Here is a 17479-nt window from a genome sequence, read left to right as displayed (position 1 = left end):
TGCCGTGTCTAAAGGAGCGGAGGTATATGCATTCACAACTACGCCATCGAAAGTTGACGATATTCTTTCCTTCGGGGCCAAAGAAGTAATTGTGGTCGATAGTTCTGACAAATTGAAGGCTTATCAGGGAAGTCTGGATTATATGATTTCCACGATCCCTTATCAGTTCGACGTCGCAGCCTACGCATCAGTTGTGAAGCCATACGGAACTTTCACCCAGGTCGGCATGCCAGAAGGTTTTCAGATTACACTCAATGCGCTTGGTCTTGCAGCATCAAGAGTTAATTTCAATGCGTCAATGATTGGCGGCATGAAAGAAACTCAGGAAGTGGTAAATTACTGTTCTGAAAATAAAATATTACCTACCATCCAGATAATCAAGGCAGAGCAGATTAATGAAGCATGGGATAACGTGTTTAATAAGAAAGCCCGATATCGCTATGTTATAGATGCGTCGACGATGTGATATCAGGAATATGTAACACTTTCCAGATTCATAATTCCACTGACGTTGTGATGTTCATATTAATCCTCTCTTTTTAATTTTAACCCTCTTTTTGGGGCCGGTGGCCCCGTTTTTTTTCAATGCCCGTTTTAAAGGTACTGACGATGACAAAAAAGCATTCAAAAATAGAACAAACATATTTGAATGATACTTCAGATAATTCTAACTGGAATGGTGTATTCGCTATTTCACTCTGCGTGTTTGCTCTGATCGCTTCAGAGTTCATGCCTGTCAGTCTGTTAACTCCACTTGCCCATGATTTAGGGATATCGGAAGGTACAGCTGGTCAGGGAATGACAATCTCAGGTGTTTTTGCAGTATTTACAAGTCTTAGCATACGCAGACTAGCCGGAACACTGAACAGAAAGTTTCTTTTACTGGCGTTGACAGTTCTGATGGGATTATCTGCCGTGTTAGTCGGACTCGCCCCCAATTATCTTATCTATATGCTGGGGAGAGCCATGATTGGTGTTGTCATTGGAGGATTCTGGTCAATGTCAGTCGCTACAGCAGTAAGACTGGTGCACATTAGTAAGGTACCGCGTGCCCTGGCCGTGTTCAATGGAGGAAACGCTCTGGCAACCATAGTGGCAGCCCCACTTGGAAGTTATCTTACGGCTGCCATAAGCTGGCGCGGAGCTTTTCTGTGTTTAGTACCTGTCGCAATAATTACGTTTGTATGGCAATGGATAAGCCTTCCTTCGATGGAGCCCGGCAAATCTGGTAAAACCGGGTCATCTGTTACCTCTCTTTTACGAAACAAGAATGTCGCGGTTGGTATGTGTGCTGCCGGTATCTTTTTCATGGGGCAGTTTACTCTGTTTACCTACATCCGACCGTTTCTGGAGAATGTCACGAAAGTTAATTCTGATGAAGTAACGCTAATATTGTTACTGATTGGGGTAGCTGGACTTGCCGGAACGACAGTGATTGGGTTTGTGATCAAAAATCGCCTTTATCAGACACTGGTTGGGATACCACTTGTCATGGCTTCAGTCGCTGTAATCCTGATCCCTATGGGTAACAATATTCCTACCGTCTGTGTTTTGTTGGGACTTTGGGGCGTGTTATCAACAGCTGCACCGGTAGGATGGTGGAGCTGGGTTGCCAGTGCCACTGCGTCAGATACAGAATCAGGGGGCGGTCTTATGGTAGCAACAGTTCAGTTCTCAATCGCACTGGGGTCTACAGTGGGCGGGATTTTGTTTGATCAGTTTGGTTTTCAAAGTACATTTGCGTTAAGTGCAGGAATACTTATTTTCTCAGCGATGTTGACTCTGTGGACCTCAAAGCTAAGAACAGTACCTGTATGAATCGTCGCTTAGCCTCCTTAAAGGGGGCTTTTCAAGCTATCTGGCACCATACCCCGTTGCCAATATTAAGTAGTTCATGAAGTGATCTTGAATTGAGTTGAGATTTACATTATAAATACTCAGTAAAACAATGACATATGACATCCGTTTCTTATGAACTGAGTTTTCGCACAACATAAGTTAAATTGCATTCATGGGTCAATTCTCCACGGTGCTCTCATGCAGCAACAGAATTCAGGACGTTGGCGTCCTCCCTTCTCGATAAAATCCACCGTCGATTACAAACCATTTGTGAGAAAAACTCACATTACCCATCTGGCGTTCTACTCAAGACGCGGGACCGGGTTACGAAAGCTTATCCCATTTCAGTCGGGAATATACGCGGATGTTCGGTCAATCACCCAAGAGGGATATTACTGTGCTGAGAAAGTCTGCCGCTAAGCTTTAATACACCCTGGTATCGTTTACATTTAAGTCAAGCAATATCATTTGATCACCGAGTTAACGCTGCTATTATCTAAGTCTTAGTGTTCGAATCATAAATTTTTTCAATAAATTATCCTGCTAATTAATAGTCCTCACGGAATGAAGGAGCTTCCTCGATGAACTTACCCGGTCAGCAGTCGCCTGACAGCACCCTTCCCTCATATGATCTCTCGCGAAGCCTTGGCCTACAGGCCGGTGCAGATATCGATTTTAAAAAGCTGGCCGCGCAACTCGACTGCTCGCGTAATTTTTACAATGTCGGCATCATTTTTGATGATGGCAAGCAACGCTGGCTGGTTCGCCCCTCTCGACGCATTGCTGATGTGAATCAGAGCACCGTCAGCCATGTAGTCATCAGTAAAATTCCAGATGCTAAGGAAATCAGTGCAGAAAAAGCTGTGGTTGCGACGCTAACTACTCCGTCACTTGCTACGGAAATTACCTCGACCGGTTTTGCCTGTGGCGCGATGATTGTTACGCTTGTCATGGCGTTTGGTGCCGGTGCGGCAGTACCGTTTACCGCTGGCGGGTCTGGTGTGATTGCGGCGATTAGCCTGTCCGGTACGCTGGCTACGGGAGCGCAATGCATGATTGGCGCGGGCCGTCTGCTGGCTATCCATAACGACCATGGTTCCGACGTTGCATGGCTTGACAGCCAGGACTGGTACGTTGCTACCACGACAGTTCTGGATGTTATTTCGCTTGCTGCGGCAGGAACCGCGCTAAGAGGTACTTTAGAAACGTACAAGCTGATGAAAGCGGCGTCTTCAAGTAAAGTTACCGCCTGGTTCCAGAGCCTGAGCCGTGCCGAGCGTAAGCGCATCACGGAAGAGATCATTAAAGCGCAGAATCCAGGTATCTCCAGTGCCGGGGTAAAGGCCGCGATCCGCGCAGGTGTTTATCCGAAACGTTTCCCAAGCGAATCGTTACAAAAATCACTGCAGCGCGAGCTGATGAGTGCGGTCAACAACGCATCGGCCTTTGTGGGGAGCTCACTCACTGGGACTATCCGCAATCCGCAAAATACCGTCCAGTCAGGACGCTATGTGGTTGGTGTGCTGCAATCATTTTTACCTAACTGAACGCTGAGTATTCAAATGTTTAAAGTTTTAACCCGTCGCCTGCAACACTGTAACGAGGTGGCTACCAGCATAAGCAATACCTCCCCGACACAGCTGCAACAGCTAAAGACTCAGTTGGCTGAAGAAATGGGCAAACCTGTGGGTCTACACACCATGGGTATTCCGGCGGCAATCAGTACTCTCGGGGTAATTGTTAGCTTCGCGATTCCTCAGCTGTGGTTGGGCTATGGCGTATTCGCCGCACTCGGCCAGCCAGCCGAACGCGTATTCGTGTGGATTGTGCTGATCGCCCTACTGTTCGCAGGCATCAACGGCGTGACGATGTTTATGATTGGCAAAGGAAGCATGCGCGCCGTGCGGTTACATCTTACGCTGGCGGTGATAAGTCTGGTATTAACGGCAGCCTATCTGCTGGCCGCACTGAGCGGTAGCGCTGCTCCGGGCGTCAGTCTGGCCGCTGCGATGGTGAGTACCGTCATGCTGGGGCTTAGCGGCAGCTGCATCTTCTCTACCGCTTTCTATAAGATGCTGCTATTTACTCTGCATAACAGAGCCTGGCGCAAACTGATCAGCAAGGCGCGCTAAGCATTCATCACGCAAAAACCCGCCGCTAACGGCGGTTTTTTTATGGTTTTTTAACCCTGCGCAACCAAATCAACTTATACGCCGCAGGGATAATAAACAGCGATAGCAGCGGAGCCGTGATCATGCCGCCAATCATTGGCGCCGCTATCCGGCTCATGACTTCTGATCCGGCACCGGTTCCCCACAAAATGGGCAGCAGACCGGCAATAATCACCGCAACGGTCATCGCCTTTGGCCGCACGCGCAGCACGGCGCCATGATAAAGGGCGTCATCAAGTCCCTGTACGGTGAAGGTTTCCCGATAGGATAACGTCGGATGCGCTTCAACGGCATGACGCAAATACATCAGCATGACCACCCCAAATTCTGCCGCCACCCCGGCCAGAGCGATAAAGCCGGTGCCGGTTGCCACAGACATATGGAAGCCCAGCCAGTACAGGAACCATATCCCCCCGACCAGGGCGAACGGCAGACTCATCAGGATCAGCAACGCTTCATCCACGCGACGGAATGCCAGATACAGCAGAATGAAGATGATCATCACCGTCATCGGTACCATTAGCTTCAGTTTCTTATTGGCGTGCTCAAGCAGTTCAAACTGTCCAGAGAATGCGACGCTGGTGCCCGGTCTCAGCTTTACGTTCTGACTAATAGCAGTCTTAATGTCGTTCACCACCGACACCATATCCATGCCGCGGGCATCGATATAAATCCAGCTCGCAGGACGGGCATTCTCCGTTTTCAGCATCGTAGGGCCGGAAACGACGTTGATATCCGCCACATCGCCCAGCGTGATCTGCTGTTTCATCGGCGTCAGGATCGGCATCTGCCTCAGCGCGGTCGGGCTGTTTCGGTAGTCCTGAGGATAGCGAATATTAATCGGGTAGCGGGCGACGCCTTCCACCGTTTCTCCCACCGTCTCCCCGCCGATGGCCGTGGAGACGAACAGCTGCACGTCGCCAACCGTCATCCCGTAGCGGGAGGCTTTTTCCCGGTTGATATCAACGTCGATGTAGCGCCCGCCTTCCAGACGTTCAGCCAGGGCTGACACCACGCCCGGCACCGTTTTAGCTACCGCTTCAATGCTCTGCGCCGTGGCGTCGATATCAGCCAGAACGGTACCTGACACCTTGATGCCAATCGGGCTTTTAATCCCGGTTGAAAGCATATCGATGCGGTTGCGGATGGGCGGAACCCAGAGATTCGCCAGGCCAGGTAAACGAACGGTCTTGTCGAGTTCGTCAACGATCTTGTCAATCGTCATTCCGGGTCGCCACTCATTCTCAGGCTTAAGCTGAATGGTGGTTTCCACCATTTCAAGCGGTGCGGAGTCCGTGGCCGTTTCGGCTTTACCGGTTTTACCGAACACCGACGCTACCTCAGGCACGGTTTTGATGAGTTTGTCCGTGGTCTGCAGGAGCGCCGCCGCTTCTGCCGGAGAGACGCCCGGCAATGTTGACGGCATATACAGCAGGTCACCTTCATTTATCTTTGGCAGGAACTCGCCACCCACCTGGCTCAGGGGCCAGATCACCGTGAAGATGGATAAGGTCGCAACCAGCAGGGTGGTTTTAGGCCAGTGGAGCACCCGAATCAGAAGCGGATGGTAGGCTTTAATCAGCAACCTGTTCAATGGGTTACTGGTCTCTGCGGGGATTTTACCCCGGATCCAGAATCCCATCAGAATGGGGATCACGATGATGGCCAGCGCGGCCGCCCCCGCCATGGCGTACGTTTTCGTGAAGGCCAGTGGACCAAACAGCCGCCCTTCCTGTCCCTCGAGGGTAAAGATGGGAATAAACGACAAGGTAATGATCAGCAGGCTGATAAACAGCGCGGGGCCAACCTCTACAGAGGCGTTGGTGATCACCTTCCAGCGGGTGGCGTTATCAATCGGCTCCCCCGGGTGGCGGTGGTCCCACTCTTCCAGCCGTTTATGCGCATTTTCAATCATCACGATGGCGGCATCCACCATCGCGCCGACGGCAATGGCAATGCCTCCCAGCGACATGATATTAGCGTTCAGCCCTTGGAAATGCATAACGATAAAGGCAATACACAGGCCAAGCGGCAGAGAGATAATTGCGACCAGCGCAGAGCGGACGTGCCACAGGAACAGCGCGCAGACGATGGCCACCACGATAAACTCCTCAAGAAGCTTGCCGCTCAGGTTGTCGATTGCCCGATCGATGAGCTGGCTGCGATCGTAGGTAGTCACAATCTCAACGCCTTCCGGCAGGCTGGCCTTCAGCGTCTCCAGCTTGTCTTTCACCGCCGTTATGACCTCGCGCGCGTTTTTACCCGAACGCAGGATCACTACGCCGCCCGCCACTTCACCCTGCCCGTTCAGCTCGGCAATACCACGGCGCATTTCCGGCCCCGTTTGTACGCGGGCAACATCACGCAGGTAAATCGGCACGCCGTTCTCACCGGTTTTCAGGACGATGTGATTGAAATCATCGATGGTCTGCAGATAGCCGCTGGCCCGGACCATATATTCCGCTTCCGCGAGTTCTACGGACGATCCCCCCGCTTCCTGATTAGACGATTCAAGGGCCTGCTTAACCTCCGGCAGGCTGACGCCGAACTGCGCCAGCTTTAACGGGTCAACCTGAATCTGATACTGCTTCACCACGCCGCCGACGGAGGCCACCTCGGCCACGTTCGGGATAGTTTTTAGCTCAAACTTCAGGAACCAGTCCTGCAATGATCGCAGCTCGGCGAGATCGTGTTTTCCGCTGCGGTCCACCAGCGCATACTCAAATATCCAGCCTACGCCCGTGGCGTCCGGGCCGATTTCCGAGCTCACGCCGGCAGGGAGTTTGCCCTGAACCTGATTCAGGTACTCCAGCACGCGCGAACGGGCCCAGTACAAATCGGTGCCATCTTCGAAAATGACGTACACGTACGAATCACCAAACTGCGAAAAGCCGCGCACTGTCTTTGCGCCGGGAACCGACAGCATGGTGGTGGTGAGTGGATAGGTCACCTGGTTTTCAACAATCTGCGGGGCCTGGCCGGGATAGCGGGTTTTGATAATCACCTGCACGTCAGACAGATCGGGTAAGGCATCGACCGGCGTGTTAATAATCGTCCATGTGCCCCAGACGGTGAGGAACAGCGCCCCCATCATGACCAGGAAACGATTGGCCACTGACCGTCGGATAATCCATTCAATCATCATCGTCTCCTTAATGGCCAGAATAGGCGTCGTCAGGGGTTTCAGCGTGGCGCATGCGCTCCAGCGCACCGGTAATATTGGCCTCCGAGTCAATCAGGAACAGACCGCTGACGACGACTGACTCCCCCTCTTCCAGCCCGCCACCAATGCCGGACTGCTGCTGAGATTCATGCAGAACGCGGATCCTTTTCGGTACAAAATTCCCGTTCGCATCAACGGTAATAACGCGCTGCTCTTTGCCGGTATCAATAACGGCCTGAGACGGAATGAGCAGCATTTCCTGACTTTGGGTGTTCAGCTTCAGGTAGGCATTCATGCCCGGTTTCAGCAGCTCATCCTTGTTGGAGACCTGCAGGCGCACCTGCAGCGTACGGGTGGTTGGATCCACGCTCGGCAGAAGACTCCATTTTTCAACCGGGAAGGATTTATCCGGATAAGCAGGTATCGAAACAGCAAACTGCGAGGTGTCTTTCAGAAGATAAGCAATGGACTCAGGAACCGCCGCACCGATCCAGACCGGATCCATCCCCTGAATTTGTGCCACCACCTTTTCTTTCGAAATATTCATCCCGGTACGGAGGTCAAAGGCCGTAATCACCCCGTCGATCGGTGCCTTGATGGTAAACCGTGTCTGGATCGTGCGGGTCTCACGCAGCCTCTGAATATCCTCATCCGGCATACCCGCCAGCCGAAGCCGTTCCAGAACCCCTTTGATTTGCGTCGGCGTTCCGCCGGTGCCGGATAACAGCAGAAACTCGCTCTGCGCCTCTACCCAGTCCGGAATGGTAATATCAATCAGCGGCGTGCCTTTCTTTACCTTATCGCCCGTCGTCAGCGGGTAGACTTTCTCAACGAAGCCTTCCGCGCGCGCCTGCACAATGACAAACTGATAGTCGTTATAGCTGACATTGGCCGGGATCGTCTGGGCATAATTCAGCGTTCCGCGCGTCACCTTTTGCGTTTTTAACCCCAGATTCTGAACCTGCGTCGGATCGATACGGATACCGTCACCGCTTTTATCGTTATTTTCGTCCGCATATTTCGGGACCAGATCCATATCCATAAACGGTGATTTACCGGGCTTGTCGAATTTCACGTCAGGCTTCATCGGGTCATACCAGAAAAGGACCTTTCTTTCCGCAACGCTATTTGCTGTTTTTTCAGATGAATAAAGTGTCTGCCATGCCGTCACGGATATCAGCCCTCCCGCAATAAGGCTGCTGACTATCATGGCAGCATATTTTATTTTGAATGAGGCCATGCCGTTTCTCGCTATTTAATGCTCTTCAGTAAAGAGATATTGCCCTGCTGAACAAATGAAAAATCAACATGACTGCCGACTTTCAATGCATTGATGCTCTCGTCAGCCTGAATAAAGGTGAAACGCATGGTCATCGCGGGCCAGCCAATCGCCGGGATCGCTTCATGAGAAATCGTGACTTTTTTATTCGTGAGATCAACGTCCTTCACGATGCCGGTCCCGGTAATGAGCTGCTCTGAGGTCGCTTCGCTGGAAGAATTCATCCCCTCGTGCTGATGAACCTCAGCCTGGAGGCTGGCAGAAAACATAATTGAGGTCGCTCCGAATACAATGGCCTTAAGAGAATTGCGCATGCTTATTTTCCTTTTTAATTAAATAACGTTATTCGACCCAACCGCCGCCGAGCGCGGTGAAGAGATTAATTTCATTAACCTGTCGGGCATAAATAAGGTCGAGAATATTTTGCTGTGTAGCGAAAAGAGAACGTTCCGCGTCCAGGACTTCGATATAGCTGACTGCACCGCTGGAATATAGCCCACCTGCACGTTGAAGAGTGATGCGGAGTGAATCAAAGTACCGCTGTTGCGCAGCAAGCTGCTGGTTAATGCTGTCCCGCAGCGCGAGCGCGTCGGCAACCTGTTTAAAGGCGGACTGAATTTTTTGTTCGTAATTAACAAGCGACTGCTGCTGGCGAATTTCAGCCAGCTTCAGGTTGGCCTTATTCCTGCCCGCATTGAAAATGGGAATTTCGATTTTAGGAATAAAATTCCACATCCCGCTCCCTGACGTGAACAGGCTGGATAATTCCGTACTACCTGTGGAAAGCCCGCTGGTTAATGATATTGACGGGAAAAAGGCGGCACGCGCGGCGCCGATATTCGCATCGGCCGCTTTAAGCTGATACTCCGCTTCCAAAATGTCCGGGCGCTGCAGCAGTATCGCTGAGGAGAGATGAGGCGGCAGCTTTACCGGCGCAACGTCGCTGGCGTTCATGCCGCTCTCGCCCGGGAGCGCGCGATACGTGCCGAGGACCAGCTGCAGGGCATTATTGGCCTGCGCCAGCTCTCCCTCTCTTTTGGCAATCTCTGCCTGCGTGCTTTCGATCTGTCCCCGGGCCTGTTCCAGCGCCAGCACGTTCGTACTGCCCGTCACCAGCTGTTGCTCAACGAACGCATAAGACTGCCGGTAATTTTTCAGCGTTTCCCGCGCGATACGCAGCTGTTTAAACGCCAGCTGCTGGTTGAAATAACTCTGTGAAACGTTAGAGACGAGCAGGATATGCACCGCGCGACGGGCCTCTTCGCTGGCGAAATAGTTTTGTCGGCCGGCCTCGCTCATGTTCTTCAGCTTGCCGAAGAAGTCGAGTTCATAGCTAAGCGCAAGGCCCGCGTCGTACTGCTGCGTGGTGGGTTTGTCACTTTTAAGCCCGCCGCTGTACGTGATACCCGAAGACGCATTCAGCTGAGGATAACGATCCGCATCCGTCACGCTGAACTGCGCCCGCGCCTCTTCAACCTTCAGAGCGGCCATTTTTACATCGCGATTATTGTTCAGCGCTTCCGTAATCAGCCCGGCTACCTGCGGGTCGACGAAAAAGTTGCGCCACCCGGTATCCTGATACCCCACCACCGCAGGCGTCAGGCCGTTGCGCGAAAGTGAAAACTGCTGGGGTACCGGTGATGCCGGGCGCTGGTATTCGGGGGCCAGCGAGACGCAGCCCGCCAGGATAAATACCGTACTGATGCTGAGTCGTTTTAACAGGAACATAGCGGTTCAAATGAAGTCCAGAGTATTTTTAGGGCTACTCTACTGAACGCTTCCTGTTTGACGGGTGACGGGATAATGACAATGTTGTCATTTTTAACGTAAGTCATTGTGAACGGTTGCGGGCTCCATAGAATGTCATCAGCAGCCAGTCAGGGGAGCAAGATGAAAATACTGATCGTTGAAGATGAAATGAAAACCGGTGAGTACCTCAGCAAGGGGCTCACTGAAGCGGGGTTTGTCGTGGACCACGCTGTTAATGGCCTGAACGGCTACCATCTCGCCATGACCGCTGAATACGATCTGCTGATTCTGGATATCATGCTGCCCGATGTGAACGGCTGGGACATTGTCCGCATGCTCCGCTCTGCCGGCAAAGGGATGCCCATACTACTTCTGACGGCTCTCGGTACGATTGAACACCGGGTTAAGGGGCTTGAGCTGGGCGCGGATGACTATCTGATTAAGCCTTTCGCCTTTGCCGAGCTGCTCGCCCGGGTCAGGACGCTGTTGAGGCGCGGAAATACGGTGATCGCGGAAAGCCAGCTTCAGGTGGCTGACCTGACGGTTGACCTTGTGTCGAGAAAGGTCAGCCGAGCCGGAAGCCGCATCCTGTTAACCAGCAAAGAGTTCAGCCTGCTGGAGTTTTTCATGCGTCATCAGGGAGAGGTGCTTCCCCGTTCACTGATTGCCTCCCAGGTATGGGACATGAATTTTGACAGCGACACAAACGCGATTGACGTGGCGGTAAAACGGCTTCGCGCGAAAATCGATAACGATTTTGAACCGAAGCTGATCCAGACGGTGCGCGGCGTGGGTTATATGCTTGAGGTGCCGGATGCGCGTTAAGCCCCTCCGACGCCCGTTCTCGCTTGCGCTGCGGCTGACCTTTTTTATCAGCCTCTCCACGATACTGGCCTTTTTCGCCTTTACCTGGTTTATGCTGCATTCCGTTGAAAAGCACTTCGCCGAGCAGGATATCAGCGACCTGCAGCAAATCAGCACCGCGATGCACCGCATCCTGCAGTCACCGGCCGATCCTGACCAAAAGAAAATCAGCAAGATCAAAGAGTCGATCGCCAGCTACCGCAACGTGGCCGTCCTGCTTCTGGATCCGCAGGGCAATACCCTGTTCAGCTCGGCGCAAGGAGCGGCACTACGCCCCGCGATGAACACGGCGAACTTTAGCGAACACCGCCGCGCGCAGGATGTGTTTCTCTGGACGGTTGAAGGCCCGGCCGACCCCATGCACGCCGGGTCCGACATGAAAATGGAAACGTTCCGGATTATCGCCTCCTCAGGCACGGCAACGATGCAGGGCAAAACGCAGGGCTACGTGATGCTGATCGGGCTCTCCATTAATTTTCATCTGCACTACCTTGAGGCGCTGAAAAAAAACCTTCTGGCGATTGCCGCCGTTATCAGCCTGCTGATTATTCTTGTCATCCGCATCGCCGTGCGCCAGGGACATTTGCCCCTGCGTAACGTCAGCAACGCCATTAAAAACATCACCTCCGAAAATCTTGACGCGCGGCTGGAGCCGTCCCGCGTCCCCGTTGAGCTGGAGCAACTGGTCATCTCCTTCAACCAGATGATCGAAAAGATTGAAGATGTTTTTACCCGTCAGGCTAACTTTTCCGCCGACATCGCTCACGAAATCAGAACCCCCATCACCAACCTGGTGACGCAAACGGAAATCGCGCTGAGCCAGAACCGTTCTCAGAAGGAGCTGGAAGATGTGTTGTACTCCAGCCTCGAAGAGTACAACCGGATGACCCGCATGGTCAGCGACATGCTGTTCCTTGCGCAGGCGGATAATAATCAGCTTATCCCGGATCGGGTGATGTTTGATTTAAGCGGCGAGGTCATGAAGGTGTTTGATTTCTTCGAGGCCTGGGCGGAAGAACGCCACATCGCTCTGAAATTTAACGGGATGCCCTGCCTGATAGAAGGCGATCCGCAGATGTTCAGAAGAGCAATCAATAATCTGCTCTCCAACGCCCTGCGCTATACGCCGGAAGGGAAAACGGTAACGGTCTCCATCAGAACACACGATAACAACGTTGAGCTGGTGACAGAAAACCCCGGTACGCCGATCCCGCAGGCGCATCTGTCGAAGCTGTTTGACCGTTTTTATCGCGTCGATCCGTCCAGGCAGCGTAAAGGTGAAGGCAGCGGAATTGGGCTTGCCATCGTGAAGTCCATCGTCACGGCGCACAACGGAAAAGTCCGCGTGGAATCGGATGCGGTGTCGACGCGCTTCATCCTCACCGTGCCGGGAAAGGTTGCCTGAGCGCTCAGCGCACGGAACGGCACACCTCCAGCACTTTCTCTCTGAGCCACCGGTGCGCCGGGTCCTGCTCCATGCGCGGATGCCACATCTGTGACACCGTAATGGTCCTGGTCTTAAAGGGCAGTTCAAAGACGTGTACCTGCTCATTCATCGGCTGATTGAGCAGGTACAACGCAGGCACCATGGCAATCAGATCGGAGGCCAGCGCCACGGATAACGCCGTAGGAAAGCCGGGCACCACGCTGGCGATCTTGCGTTTCATCCCCCGTTCTGCCAGCGCGTCATCGACAGCCCCATGCAACGATCCGTTCGGAGAGGCCACAACATGGCCCCACGCGACATAATCGTCAAGGCTGACATCATGCCGTAATGACAGCGGATGCCCCTTGCGCACCGCGCCAACAAACCGATCCTGAAAGAGCCTTTGCAGCCGTATTTCAGGCCCCATATTGTTCTGCACGCCAATCTCCAGGTCGACCAGCCCCTCGCGCAAATAGCGCGACGTTTTTTCAGGTTTCGGCGAAAAACGAATACAGACGTCGGGCGCCACCTCCGCCACCGCCGCAATAAGTAGTGGCCCAAATGCCACCACAAAACCGTCGTTGGCCCGGATGGTGAACAGCCGTTCGAGATTTTCCACCTTCAGCGTGTCGGTGGAGGGCTGCAGAACCGCCCTTGCCTCGTAGACGGCGCTTCTGGCGCGATCCCGGGTGGCTTCGGCCCAGGGCGTCAGCACCATGTGACGACCGGCCCGTACCAGAATAGGATCGCCGGTCACTTCCCGCAGCCTGCTGAGGGTACGGCTCATGGCGGAGGTGCTAAGGCTTAAACGTCGCGCCGCGCCCGCCACGCTGGCTTCTGCCAGCAAAACGTCGAGCGCAACCAGAAGGTTAAAATCAGGATCGGACACGGTGGCTCCTCAGATATGGCGTTATGTGCAATGATTAAGTGCAAATGCTGTGTCTTCCGCCCTGTATACCGCATGATTATAGTTTCGTCATCACGATTCTTATCCGGAGTAACGACGATGACACTATTTTCAAACCTGCCCGGCGATGAAGGTTTACCCGGGCATGAACGCGCCCGGGTCCTGGCCGCCGTTATGACCACCACGCTGATGGGCGTCTTTGACGGCACCATGATCAACATCGCGCTCCCCTCTATGGCAAGGGCGATGGAGGTCTCCGCGAACGTTGCGGTCTGGTTCGCCAACGGCTATCTGCTGTCAGCGGCAATGACGCTGGCTATTTTCGCCGCGCTGGCGGCGCGCGTGGGCTATCGCCCGGTCTTTCTGAGCGGGCTTGCCACCTTTACGCTCACCTCACTCGGCTGCGCGCTGGCAACAACGCCGGAAATGTTAACCGGGATGCGGATCCTGCAGGGCATCGGCGGGGCGGCGACCCTGAGTATCGCCCCGGCGATCCTGCGTTCCGTTTTTCCGGGACGGCTGCTTGGCCGCATTCTGGGGCTGCACGCCCTGCTTATCGCCTCCAGCACGGCGATTGCTCCTGTGCTCGGAGGAACAATACTGGACGCCCTGAGCTGGCAATGGCTGTTCGCCATTAACCTCATTCCGGGCAGCATCGCCCTGCTGCTGGCATGGCGGGCCTTGCCGCGGGAATCGGCCGTGGACCGAACTCCATTTGACACGCCGGGCGCTGTTCTCTCCGCCGTCCTGCTAGGTTCCGCGATCATGCTGGCCGACAGCCTTCAGCACGTGGCGCAACAGATTAGCGCGCAGGCCATCTTCTGGGGCGTTCTCGCGCTGGTCAGCGCCTTCGCCTTTACCTGGCGGATTCGGCGCGCGCAACATCCGTTACTGCCGCCGGTGATGTTCAGAAACGGGCGCTTCACCCTCGCCGCGCTGACCTCGCTGGCCTCGTTTGTCAGCCAGGGGATCACGTTTGTCGCGCTGCCGTTCCTGTTTCAGAGCGTATATGGCTACAGCCCTGTAGTGTCCGCGCTGCTGTTCACCCCGTGGCCGATTGGCATCGTACTGATCGCGCCGCACGCGGGTCGCTGGGCTGATACCATTTCCGCGCCGCTGATCTCGACCCTCGGGCTGATCGTGTTTGTTGGTGGGCTGGTCCTGCTGGCGACGTTGCCGGCAAATCCTTCCGTATGGAATATCTGCCTGCGCAGCCTGGTTTGTGGGATTGGGTTTGGCTGCTTCCAGAGTCCCAATAACCGGGAAATGCTCTCTAACGTGGCGCGGGAATATGCCAGCTATGCCTCTGGCGTGCTTTCTATCGTCAGGACATTCGGCCAGTGTCTCGGTGTCGCCGCGGTGGGGGTGCTGATGGGAGCAGCGGCAGGATGGGACCATCAACATGCTATCCAGGTTGCACTGTGGTTAGCCGTCATCGCCTCGACGGGTTCGGTGGTATTTAGCCTGAGCAGGCTGCGCCCTGCGGTTCGGGCATCCGCGTAAATTGTTGCAGCGCCTCTCGGCGCTGCTCGTTTTTACGCCTACGCTGCAGGGCGTTCGTTCCACGCATCAGTGTACTGAATATTTCCGTCCAGAATTTTCCATGTGATTTTTGCATATCGCAAAGATACATTTTCCATGTGACCAGTACCGGGACAATCTCTTGTATCATGCATTATTGGAGTTATTGAAATGACCTTCACCCCTTCCATAAGGATATTGAAGTATTCCACTTCCTGACCAGCATCATTGATGTGGTAGAACTTTAATTCAGCACTATGAAGCGTTTGACCTGTAGCCACAGCTTTGTATAGATAGGGTGAAGATGAATCAATTGCTTTTGTTAGACTGAAAGCAGAGTGTTGCCTTGTACCTGTAAGTTTACCCGTTGCATCATCTGTTGGAATGCTCAGGTTATGAATCAGATCTCTGAGCTCTATACTTCCTTCACGGTCTGCAACATCAGAACCGCCACGGATCATTGCTCCGCCATCGTCTTTCAAAAAGAGGTGTACTGGTACAGCCATTTCTATAACTCCTTATGTTAATTAATCTCTTATTCCATTGGCTATGAGGTTAATTACAGGCATGATCGCTACACCATCTGCATAGAACAGATCAGAATTAGTGAATGAATAAACCTTGCCGGTGATTTTTACATTTACCGTGTTCCCATAAGCTGAAGCAGTAAAATTGCTTGTATTGGCTTCAAGGAATGGTGATCGATCTTCAAGGGCTTTCATAATGTTCCCGCTGTTGTCTTTATCTAAATAGAAGCGGTAAACATCCGACACCGTAGCGCCTCCATCATCATACTTAGTTATGTACAGCGTGACGGTATCAGAGAGTTTCTGTTTGCTGACAAAACTATCGTGAGGAGGTGCATTAAAATAGTATTGATATGTCAGAAACCCACAAACAACGAGCAATAGAATCGTTGTGAGTAAGCAATGAAGCCGTTTAATAACCGTATTTCTTTGCATATTCTATACCTTGCCTTATCCAAAACTGATCGTGAGGATCATCCCCATAAGGCGGTTTTTGATACCAGTGCCCCCATTTCTTTTTGGAGGTTTTAGCTCTTTCCTGCGCCCATCCAGCACCCATCAATAGCGTTTCTGATGGTATCCCGGCAGCATAGCCAGCCGAACCATAATTGAAGTTCCCAAAATTTGCTAACTCCGGGTGTCCTTGCTTGTAATCCCACGGCCCCTTATTTCTTACTTTTTGATAAAACCAAAGATAGGTCGTAGGGATAGCCATGTTTCTACTCATACCATGCGCTCTTGCAATCCTCATGTTTGCCAACACAAGTGCGACTCCTTCTTTAGGTAACAAAGGTATGACAGCCATATTAACCATCCATTTACTATGGGTATGTGGCGCGTATCGTACACTTTTGCGATGGTAAAAAAGATATCTGTTTCCAGAGAAATGACGGAAAAACATTCGACTAAGATATTAATCGCATTAAAAATCAAAGAAATTTAGGCTGTGCCCTGCACGGCCGCAGGCAAGGGTTGCACAATGCAGGCCGGGTAAGCGCAGCGCCACCCGGCAAGAAAGACAGCGCGTTTGTTTACTCCAGCGCCATCAGCGCAAAGCTCGCCAGCCAGTGCCCGCCGCTGTAGTGGCTGCCGACCACATGCTCAACGCTTGCGGCCAGATGTTTCGTCACCGCCTCGCGCAGCGCCTGCTGCGCCGGATGGTTTGCGGGAAGCGCTTTAGCAATATGCTTCATGCACCAGGCGCGGCTGAGGTTTAATCCGTCGAGATGGGCAATTTTCGGGTCGGTGCGATCGCTCACTTCCGCAGGGTTCATCAGCGCCGTAACGGCACCCACCTCCGGGAGAAACGCGTCAAACCAGGCCGGGAAGTCTTCAGACACTTTGCTCATCAGCAACGCCTCCGTCAGCGCGCCGGAAATATACTCGTCTCCGCCGGGCTCATAATGAGCCGGATAGCGCGTGTCGGCGAGATAAAACCGCTCCGCCGCTGCCACAATCGCCTGCTCAAGCGCCTTGTCTCCCACTGCGCGACCATAATCCAGCGCCAGCGCGAGGGCAAACGCCGTGTTGTAGTGCGTCCCGACGCGGATCGGATAGGTGAGCTTGCCGAGGTAATCCACCAGCCGGTTGCGAATGTCCTGAGTTAACGGCTCCAGCATCTGATACCAGCCCGCGGCCTGCGGCAGTGACGACTGTTTCAGCTCCTGGGCCAGCGCAAGCAGCCAGCCGTAGCCATACGGCCGCTCAAACGAGGCGCGGAACGGCGCGGTGAAATAGTCCAGCTCCTTCGCCACTTTCTCTTCGGTTATGTGCTCGTCAAAAAGCGCGACGATCGCGTCCCGGCAAGGTAATTCTGGATAGAGCCGCACGCAGCGCAGCAGCAGCCAGTAGCCGTGCACCGCCGAGTGCCAGTCAAAACAACCGTAGAAAATGGGATGCAGCTCGCGCGGCGGCAGAACGTCACCATCATCATTCAGCAGGTGCATGATGTGGTTCGGGTATTCCTGGCGCAAATAGGTCAAAGGCATGCGGGCAAACGCGTCGGCCTGATGTTGCGTTAATTCCATGACAGC

Annotated in this window: 16 protein-coding genes and 1 pseudogene; 8 read left to right on the top strand and 9 right to left on the bottom strand. The window is 53.3% G+C overall.

All coding sequences use genetic code 11. The annotated features are described in order from the left end of the window. Positions 1 to 4 precede the first annotated feature (4 nt). The 5 genes and pseudogenes from USH94_RS05325 (at position 5) to USH94_RS05305 (ending at position 3971) form a co-directional block, all read left to right on the top strand. On the top strand, positions 5 to 466 hold the full coding sequence (locus USH94_RS05325; protein WP_258525021.1) for a zinc-binding dehydrogenase: 462 nt from the start codon (positions 5 to 7) through the stop codon (positions 464 to 466). Between the two features lie 143 nt (positions 467 to 609). Continuing rightward, positions 610 to 1818: an MFS transporter gene (locus USH94_RS05320; protein WP_111963556.1), complete on the top strand. Its 1209-nt coding sequence runs from the start codon at positions 610 to 612 to the stop codon at positions 1816 to 1818. A 343-nt stretch (positions 1819 to 2161) separates the two neighbouring features. Next, a pseudogene (locus tag USH94_RS05315) lies at positions 2162 to 2266 on the top strand (AraC family transcriptional regulator); the annotation flags it as partial. Positions 2267 to 2420: 154 nt separating this feature from the next. Beyond that, entirely contained in the window at positions 2421 to 3386 is a 966-nt protein-coding gene (locus USH94_RS05310) for a hypothetical protein (RefSeq protein WP_111963557.1), read from the top strand. A 15-nt stretch (positions 3387 to 3401) separates the two neighbouring features. Continuing rightward, complete coding sequence (locus USH94_RS05305) at positions 3402 to 3971, top strand: hypothetical protein (RefSeq protein ID WP_111963558.1); 570 nt, start codon at positions 3402 to 3404, stop codon at positions 3969 to 3971. Positions 3972 to 4011: 40 nt separating this feature from the next. Here USH94_RS05305 and silA read toward each other — a convergent pair whose 3' ends face one another. The 4 genes from silA to USH94_RS05285 are packed head-to-tail and all read right to left on the bottom strand — an operon-like array spanning position 4012 to position 10180. Beyond that, a complete protein-coding gene (gene silA / locus USH94_RS05300) occupies positions 4012 to 7152 on the bottom strand; it encodes a Cu(+)/Ag(+) efflux RND transporter permease subunit SilA (RefSeq protein ID WP_111963559.1) in 3141 nt (1046 codons plus the stop codon). A 10-nt stretch (positions 7153 to 7162) separates the two neighbouring features. Further along, complete coding sequence (locus tag USH94_RS05295) at positions 7163 to 8413, bottom strand: efflux RND transporter periplasmic adaptor subunit (protein ID WP_111963560.1); 1251 nt, start codon at positions 8411 to 8413, stop codon at positions 7163 to 7165. A gap of 11 nt (positions 8414 to 8424) precedes the next feature. Then, a complete protein-coding gene (cusF, locus tag USH94_RS05290; RefSeq protein WP_111963561.1) occupies positions 8425 to 8766 on the bottom strand; it encodes a cation efflux system protein CusF in 342 nt (113 codons plus the stop codon). A gap of 28 nt (positions 8767 to 8794) precedes the next feature. Then, positions 8795 to 10180, bottom strand: a complete 1386-nt coding sequence (locus USH94_RS05285; protein ID WP_111963562.1) for an efflux transporter outer membrane subunit — start codon at positions 10178 to 10180, stop codon at positions 8795 to 8797. Between the two features lie 162 nt (positions 10181 to 10342). Here USH94_RS05285 and USH94_RS05280 point away from each other — a divergent pair, with 162 nt between their 5' ends. Further along, positions 10343 to 11026 (top strand): copper/silver response regulator transcription factor, encoded by a 684-nt coding sequence (locus USH94_RS05280; protein ID WP_111963563.1) that lies wholly within the window; start codon positions 10343 to 10345, stop codon positions 11024 to 11026. Next, complete coding sequence (locus USH94_RS05275) at positions 11016 to 12470, top strand: Cu(+)/Ag(+) sensor histidine kinase (RefSeq protein ID WP_111963564.1); 1455 nt, start codon at positions 11016 to 11018, stop codon at positions 12468 to 12470. Before USH94_RS05280 ends, USH94_RS05275 begins: the two co-directional genes overlap by 11 nt. 4 nt (positions 12471 to 12474) lie before the next feature. Here USH94_RS05275 and USH94_RS05270 read toward each other — a convergent pair whose 3' ends face one another. Continuing rightward, the gene (locus tag USH94_RS05270) at positions 12475 to 13380 is read right to left on the bottom strand and encodes a LysR family transcriptional regulator (RefSeq protein WP_111963565.1); all 906 of its coding nucleotides are present in this window, start codon (positions 13378 to 13380) and stop codon (positions 12475 to 12477) included. Positions 13381 to 13497: 117 nt separating this feature from the next. On the opposite strand from USH94_RS05270, the gene USH94_RS05265 reads away from it, so the two are divergent. Then, entirely contained in the window at positions 13498 to 14901 is a 1404-nt protein-coding gene (locus USH94_RS05265; protein WP_111963566.1) for an MFS transporter, read from the top strand. 38 nt (positions 14902 to 14939) lie between these two features. Here USH94_RS05265 and USH94_RS05260 read toward each other — a convergent pair whose 3' ends face one another. The 4 genes from USH94_RS05260 to USH94_RS05245 all read right to left on the bottom strand — a co-directional run bounded on the left by USH94_RS05260 (position 14940) and on the right by USH94_RS05245 (position 17473). Then, a complete protein-coding gene (locus tag USH94_RS05260; RefSeq protein WP_045354100.1) occupies positions 14940 to 15425 on the bottom strand; it encodes an Hcp family type VI secretion system effector in 486 nt (161 codons plus the stop codon). Positions 15426 to 15446: 21 nt separating this feature from the next. After that, positions 15447 to 15881: a hypothetical protein gene (locus tag USH94_RS05255; RefSeq protein ID WP_111963567.1), complete on the bottom strand. Its 435-nt coding sequence runs from the start codon at positions 15879 to 15881 to the stop codon at positions 15447 to 15449. Continuing rightward, positions 15859 to 16251, bottom strand: coding sequence for a polymorphic toxin type 44 domain-containing protein (locus USH94_RS05250; protein ID WP_047653328.1), 393 nt, complete (start codon positions 16249 to 16251; stop codon positions 15859 to 15861). The genes USH94_RS05255 and USH94_RS05250 overlap by 23 nt, the downstream gene beginning before the upstream one ends. Before the next feature lie 226 nt (positions 16252 to 16477). Then, positions 16478 to 17473: a DUF2891 domain-containing protein gene (locus tag USH94_RS05245; protein ID WP_111963568.1), complete on the bottom strand. Its 996-nt coding sequence runs from the start codon at positions 17471 to 17473 to the stop codon at positions 16478 to 16480. Between the last annotated feature and the right edge of the window lie 6 nt (positions 17474 to 17479).

Source organism: Enterobacter sp. 148H3 (genome assembly GCF_034107425.1).
Classification (GTDB): Bacteria; Pseudomonadota; Gammaproteobacteria; order Enterobacterales; family Enterobacteriaceae; genus Enterobacter; species Enterobacter vonholyi.
Note: the sequence above shows the minus strand (reverse complement) of the source record. Positions and strands in the feature narration are given on the sequence as shown.

Excerpts from the sequence above, each read along its gene's own strand:
- USH94_RS05320 (WP_111963556.1), top strand. The coding sequence starts at position 610 with ATGACAAAAAAGCATTCAAAAATAGAACAAACATATTTGAATGATACT.
- USH94_RS05285 (WP_111963562.1), bottom strand. The coding sequence starts at position 10,180 with ATGTTCCTGTTAAAACGACTCAGCATCAGTACGGTATTTATCCTGGCG.
- USH94_RS05245 (WP_111963568.1), bottom strand. The coding sequence starts at position 17,473 with ATGGAATTAACGCAACATCAGGCCGACGCGTTTGCCCGCATGCCTTTG.
- USH94_RS05275 (WP_111963564.1), top strand. The coding sequence starts at position 11,016 with ATGCGCGTTAAGCCCCTCCGACGCCCGTTCTCGCTTGCGCTGCGGCTG.
- USH94_RS05260 (WP_045354100.1), bottom strand. The coding sequence starts at position 15,425 with ATGGCTGTACCAGTACACCTCTTTTTGAAAGACGATGGCGGAGCAATG.
- USH94_RS05250 (WP_047653328.1), bottom strand. The coding sequence starts at position 16,251 with ATGGCTGTCATACCTTTGTTACCTAAAGAAGGAGTCGCACTTGTGTTG.
- silA (WP_111963559.1), bottom strand. The coding sequence starts at position 7,152 with ATGATTGAATGGATTATCCGACGGTCAGTGGCCAATCGTTTCCTGGTC.
- USH94_RS05265 (WP_111963566.1), top strand. The coding sequence starts at position 13,498 with ATGACACTATTTTCAAACCTGCCCGGCGATGAAGGTTTACCCGGGCAT.
- USH94_RS05295 (WP_111963560.1), bottom strand. The coding sequence starts at position 8,413 with ATGGCCTCATTCAAAATAAAATATGCTGCCATGATAGTCAGCAGCCTT.
- USH94_RS05310 (WP_111963557.1), top strand. The coding sequence starts at position 2,421 with ATGAACTTACCCGGTCAGCAGTCGCCTGACAGCACCCTTCCCTCATAT.
- cusF (WP_111963561.1), bottom strand. The coding sequence starts at position 8,766 with ATGCGCAATTCTCTTAAGGCCATTGTATTCGGAGCGACCTCAATTATG.
- USH94_RS05305 (WP_111963558.1), top strand. The coding sequence starts at position 3,402 with ATGTTTAAAGTTTTAACCCGTCGCCTGCAACACTGTAACGAGGTGGCT.
- USH94_RS05255 (WP_111963567.1), bottom strand. The coding sequence starts at position 15,881 with ATGCAAAGAAATACGGTTATTAAACGGCTTCATTGCTTACTCACAACG.
- USH94_RS05280 (WP_111963563.1), top strand. The coding sequence starts at position 10,343 with ATGAAAATACTGATCGTTGAAGATGAAATGAAAACCGGTGAGTACCTC.